Origin of the sequence: Actinomyces naeslundii, from assembly GCF_001956585.1 — a bacterium.
Taxonomy (GTDB): domain Bacteria; phylum Actinomycetota; class Actinomycetes; order Actinomycetales; family Actinomycetaceae; genus Actinomyces; species Actinomyces naeslundii.
Genome location: NZ_MSRR01000029.1, coordinates 51,426 through 56,518 on the forward strand (window position 1 = coordinate 51,426; position 5,093 = coordinate 56,518).

General features: G+C 66.8%; 5 protein-coding genes. 3 read left to right on the top strand and 2 right to left on the bottom strand.

The genetic code is table 11. The features are described 5' to 3' along the window. Positions 1-122 precede the first annotated feature (122 nt). Positions 123-425: a WhiB family transcriptional regulator gene (locus BKH33_RS11855; protein ID WP_003781130.1), complete on the bottom strand. Its 303-nt coding sequence runs from the start codon at positions 423-425 to the stop codon at positions 123-125. Positions 426-813: 388 nt separating this feature from the next. On the opposite strand from BKH33_RS11855, the gene guaB reads away from it, so the two are divergent. Continuing rightward, positions 814-2,376 carry an IMP dehydrogenase gene (gene guaB / locus BKH33_RS11860; RefSeq protein WP_171971900.1) on the top strand — a complete coding sequence of 521 codons (1,563 nt, stop codon included), beginning with the start codon at positions 814-816 and terminating at the stop codon, positions 2,374-2,376. A gap of 103 nt (positions 2,377-2,479) precedes the next feature. Here the strand turns inward: guaB and BKH33_RS11865 are convergent, their stop codons facing one another. Continuing rightward, positions 2,480-3,253, bottom strand: a complete 774-nt coding sequence (locus BKH33_RS11865; RefSeq protein WP_043538903.1) for an exonuclease domain-containing protein — start codon at positions 3,251-3,253, stop codon at positions 2,480-2,482. A gap of 139 nt (positions 3,254-3,392) precedes the next feature. Between BKH33_RS11865 and BKH33_RS11870 the strand changes: the two genes are divergently transcribed. Continuing rightward, positions 3,393-4,526 (top strand): GuaB3 family IMP dehydrogenase-related protein, encoded by a 1,134-nt coding sequence (locus BKH33_RS11870; RefSeq protein WP_003781110.1) that lies wholly within the window; start codon positions 3,393-3,395, stop codon positions 4,524-4,526. 168 nt (positions 4,527-4,694) lie between these two features. Then, positions 4,695-4,961, top strand: coding sequence for an HPr family phosphocarrier protein (locus BKH33_RS11875; protein WP_003781126.1), 267 nt, complete (start codon positions 4,695-4,697; stop codon positions 4,959-4,961). Positions 4,962-5,093 lie beyond the last annotated feature (132 nt).

Here is a 5,093-nt window from a genome sequence, read left to right on the forward strand (position 1 = left end):
GCCTCCCCTTCAACACGTCTGCAGCAGAAAGCCGGCTGCATCGATGTGCTGTGTCTGGACGATCGTCCGGACGTTGAGCTGGGAACGTCTGTGCTATCGGTTCCCTGAAACAGGGCGGAGCGTCAGGCCGGTTCGTTGGCGAAACGGCGTGCCTGCTGCTCGTAGTAAGCGCGCCGCTCCTCCTCGCTCATGCCTCCCCAGACGCCATAGGGCTCGCGAGTGCTGAGGGCGTGCTCTCGGCACTCTTCCAGGACGGGGCAGTCCTGACAAATGGCCTTTGCTCGTTCGTCCCGTCGTCGACGGGAACCGCCTCTCTCTCCTTCGGGGTGGAAGAAAACCGAGGAATCCATGCCGAGGCAGGCCCCACGGTACTGCCACTCCCAGAGGGTGGAGATCGGGCCGGGCAGACGCGAAGAGTCGTGCATTGCCTACCTCCCCTCCTTTGGATATGGCGGTCGGGCACACCGAACTTGATGTGCTATACGTAACGATAAGATCGCTCGGTGCGTTAATCAAGAAGAATCATTCTATCTCACAACGAAATTTTCTCCAGATTTGCTGGACATCTGTGTTCTGGCTATCTGAAATCGTGTGTCATATTGTGGCGCTCGAATAGCAGAAACGTTTTGTGAATGATGTATGCATGTGGATCATCTTTTTTCTGAAACGTTCCGCATTCGTTCTTGATTTATTTTTGAGGTGCAACTCACGTCGTTGTGGTGGTCTCGGAAATGACGCAGGGATCGTCTTGCTCTGTAAGACTGCTCGGTTCCCAGGGGGGTGGGTGAGGCGAGCTGGCCGGCGCCGGCGGATATGCACGGGATGGTCAGGTCGTCCTACGATGTCCCCGTGAGCGACTCGATCACCAGCCCTGACGTCTTTGCCCCCACCGGACTGACCTATGATGACGTGCTCCTGCTGCCCAGGCTGACCGACGTCATCCCCTCCGAGGTCGATACGACCTCCAGGCTGACTCCGAGGATCAGCCTGGCCACGCCCCTCCTCTCGGCGGCCATGGACACGGTCACCGAGTCGGACATGGCCATTGCCATGGCCCGTCAGGGCGGTATCGGCATCCTCCACCGCAACCTGTCCATTGAGGAGCAGGCGCAGCAGGTACGGCGCGTCAAGCGCTCGGAGTCCGGCATGGTCACCGACCCGGTGACTGTCGGGCCGGATGCCACGATTGCTCAGCTCGATGAGCTCTGCGGGCACTACAAGGTCTCGGGGCTGCCGGTCGTGGATGAGGGCGGCAACCTTCAGGGGATCATCACCAACCGTGACCTGCGTTTCGTCCCGCCCGAGCGGTGGTCGAGCCTGACCGTGCGCGAGTGCATGACGCCGCGCGACCGCCTGATCACCGGCTCCACCGGCATCTCTCGGGAGGACGCCAAGGCGCTCCTGGCCGAGCATCGAATCGAGAAGCTTCCCCTCGTTGACACCGAGGGGCGCCTCACGGGGCTCATCACGGTCAAGGACTTCGTCAAGACCGAGCAGTATCCCAACGCCACCAAGGACTCCGAGGGACGTCTCGTGGTGGGTGCCGCCGTCGGCTACTGGGGGGACACCTGGGACCGTGCCGGAGCCCTGGCCGAGGCCGGTGTGGATGTTCTCATCGTTGACACCGCCAATGGTGGCGCCAAGCTGGCGCTGGAGATGATCTCGCGCCTCAAGTCCGACTCCACCTTCAGCGGCATCGAGGTCATCGGCGGCAACGTTGCGACACGGGAGGGTGCTCAGGCGCTCATCGACGCCGGGGTCGACGCCGTCAAGGTCGGAGTGGGGCCCGGCTCCATCTGCACCACCCGAGTCGTGGCCGGCGTGGGTGTTCCCCAGGTGACGGCCATCTACGAGGCCGCGCGTGCCTGCAACCCCGCCGGGGTCCCACTCATCGCCGACGGAGGCCTGCAGTACTCCGGTGACATCGCCAAGGCGCTTGTGGCCGGGGCGGAGACGGTCATGCTCGGTTCCCTCCTGGCCGGTTGCACGGAGTCGCCCGGCGACCTCGTCTTCGTCAACGGCAAGCAGTGGAAGCGCTACCGCGGCATGGGCTCGCTGGGCGCCATGAGCTCGCGCGGACGCACCTCCTACTCCAAGGACCGCTACTTCCAGGCCGATGTCTCCTCCGACTCCAAGATCGTCCCCGAGGGCATTGAGGGGCAGGTTCCCTACTCCGGGGCGCTGGGCGACGTCGTCTACCAGCTCATGGGCGGGCTGCACCAGTCCATGTTCTACGTGGGGGCCCGTACGATCCCCGAGCTCAAGGAGCGCGGGCAGTTCGTGCGCATCACGAGCGCCGGCCTCAAGGAGTCCCACCCTCACGACGTCAAGATGACCGTTGAGGCTCCCAACTACACCGGGCGTGACAGCGCCTGAGGCGCGAGCAGAGACTGTCGTTCGGGAAGCCGGCCGGGTCACTCCGGTCGGCTTTCTGGGGTGGAAGCCCCTCGGTGGTTGTACGACGGGTGAGTCCTACGGCTCAGCTCATGGGGGAGTCCGGTAGGGGCCATGCGGTCTGGGCCGGTGTGCGCGAGGGATTCTTGCGCGCCAGCCACTCGTTGAAGGACTCCGCCCAGGTGCGGTGGGCTCTGGCCTGGAAGGCTACGAGCTGTTCGGGGCCGAGCTCCGAGACCTGCGGGTGGGCGATGGCCATCGCCTCGAGCACGTCGAGCGTAGCGATCACGTCCACCTCCGCCGTGTGCAGGGCCTCGTCGACCTGCACACCGTAGACCTCGCAGAGATCGCCCAGTCGGCGCTTGCCCTTGCGATAGCGGTCCACGGCCCGGTCCAGGACCAGGGGATCGGCGATGGGACCCAGCTCGCGTCCTAGGCGCGAGCGCATCGTGGGCAGGTCGTGACGGGCGAGCTCGGCCTCCATGAGGGTCAGGTCGTAGGAGGCGTTGAAGGCGACGACAGGGGTCCCGGCGGCCATCGCCGTCACCAGCAGGTCGCTCACCTCTGCCAGCACCTCGGTCACCGGTCGGCCCTCGGCCCGGACCCGTTCGGTGGTCACGCCGTGGACCGCCGAGGCCGCCTCGGGGATCTCCACCCCTGGATCTGCCAGCCAGGTGGTCACCGACTGCTGTCGATCTCCACCGATCGTGCGCTCGGTGCGCCGGATCAGTGCGGCGGTGACAAGACGGTCCTGGGAAGGATTCACGCCGGTGGTCTCCGTGTCGAAGCCGAGCAACGGGCCGAAGGGCCAGGCGGTGGCGGGGGCGGCGTCGGATGAGGAGGAGTGCGGGGTGCTCATGGTCCCAGCATGCCACCGGGGCACGACATCAATGGCGGCTGTCTGTGTGCCTCGTCCGGCCTCGGTGCGCCAGCCGAGCACGCCGGCTGCTCCGCCGGTCGTTCCGGTAGATATGAGCTGGGCCCACTAGGATCGGGCCATGAGCACAGAGGTCGAGATCGGACGCTCCAAGCGCGCCCTGCGCGCCTACTCCTTCGACGACATCGCCTTGGTGCCGGCGCGCCGTACTCGTGACACCTCCGAGGTGCGCGTGGGCTGGCAGATCGATGCCTACCACGTGGACCTACCGGTCATGGCCTCACCCATGGACTCGGTGATGAGCCCCGAGACGGCGATCATGGTGGGACGCCTGGGTGGGATCGGCGTGCTGGACCTGGAGGGGCTGTGGACTCGCTACGAGGATCCCACCGATGCCCTCGAGCGCATCCGCCGAGCCTCCCCGTCCCAGGCCACCAGCGTCCTGCAGGAGGTCTACCGGGCCCCAGTCAGGCCCGAGCTCATCACAGAGCGGCTGACCCAGATCCGCGCCTCCGGGGTCGTCGTCGCCGGGCGTCTCAGTCCCGCCCAGACCCAGCGGCACTGGCGCACTGTCCTCGAGGCGGGCGTGGACCTCATGGTCATTCGCGGTTCCTTCGTGTCGGCCGAGCACGTCTCGGGAGCCGTTGAGCCCCTCAACCTCAAACGCTTCATCTACGAGCTCGACGTACCCGTCGTCGTCGGAGGGGTGACCACCTACACCGCCGCCCTCCACCTCATGCGCACCGGCGCTGCCGGCGTCCTCGTGGGCCAGGGCGGCGGAGCCTCCTCCTCAGTGCGTCAGGTCCTGGGCCTGCACATGCCCATGGCCACCGCCGTGGCCGACGTCGCCGGGGCCCGGCGCGACTACCTCGACGAGTCCGGGGGCCGCTACGTCCACGTCATCGCCGACGGCTCCGTGGGCAACTCCGGTGACGTCGTTAAGGCCATTGCCTGCGGTGCCGACGCCGTCATGCTCGGAGCCGCCCTCGCCCGCGCCGAGGAGGCTCCGGGAGGCGGGTACCACTGGGGTGCGGAGGCCCGCCATGAGCGCCTGCCGCGGGGCTTCCGCAGCTACGTGGGCACAGTGGGCACCATGGCCGAGATCCTCAACGGCCCCTCCGACCGCGCCGACGGCACCCTCAACATCATGGGCGCCCTGCGGCGCACCCTGGCCACCACCGGCTACGCCGACGTCAAGGAGCTCCAGCGGGTCGAGGTCGTCCTGTCCCCCTATGCCGGTTCTGCGGGCTCCTGAGTGAGCCCCGCCACGCCTATAGGCCTTTTTGAAGGGTGGAACAGTGCAACTGAGCCGTGATCTCGGGTAGTCTCGGCCGGGACGGCAGCCATCGCGCTGCTCACACCGGTGCGGGGGCGTGATTCGGTCCCCTCACCGTTAGCCCCCACATGTCATAAGGAGCTTCACATGGCCCAGGTCACCGCCACCATTGCTTCCAAGGTCGGTCTGCACGCCCGTCCTGCCGCCACCTTCGTCAAGGCTGTCGCCGAGAAGGGCGTCCCGGTCACCATCGCCAAGGAGGGCGGCTCTGCGGTCGACGCCTCCTCCATTCTCGGTGTGATGACCCTGGGCGCCGGCTTCGGTGACGTCGTCACCCTGGCTTCCGACGCCGACGGCGCCGACGCCGCTCTCGAGGAGCTCAAGGCTCTCCTGGAGACCGACCTGGACGCCTGAGAACAGGTCCAGCCGACGGGGCGCGCTCCACTGCGGGGCGCGCCCCGTTCGCGTTGAGGCGCGGGGGAGACCCGTCCTGGACGCTGGCGAGTTCGTCACCAGTCCCGAGCGGACACGATCGACGGCGTCGCC

What these genes read in the sequence shown, in the direction of transcription:
- BKH33_RS11855 (WP_003781130.1), bottom strand. Translation starts at nt 425, where the DNA reads ATGCACGACTCTTCGCGTCTGCCCGGCCCGATCTCCACCCTCTGGGAG.
- guaB (WP_171971900.1), top strand. Translation starts at nt 814, where the DNA reads ATGCACGGGATGGTCAGGTCGTCCTACGATGTCCCCGTGAGCGACTCG.
- BKH33_RS11865 (WP_043538903.1), bottom strand. Translation starts at nt 3,253, where the DNA reads ATGAGCACCCCGCACTCCTCCTCATCCGACGCCGCCCCCGCCACCGCC.
- BKH33_RS11870 (WP_003781110.1), top strand. Translation starts at nt 3,393, where the DNA reads ATGAGCACAGAGGTCGAGATCGGACGCTCCAAGCGCGCCCTGCGCGCC.
- BKH33_RS11875 (WP_003781126.1), top strand. Translation starts at nt 4,695, where the DNA reads ATGGCCCAGGTCACCGCCACCATTGCTTCCAAGGTCGGTCTGCACGCC.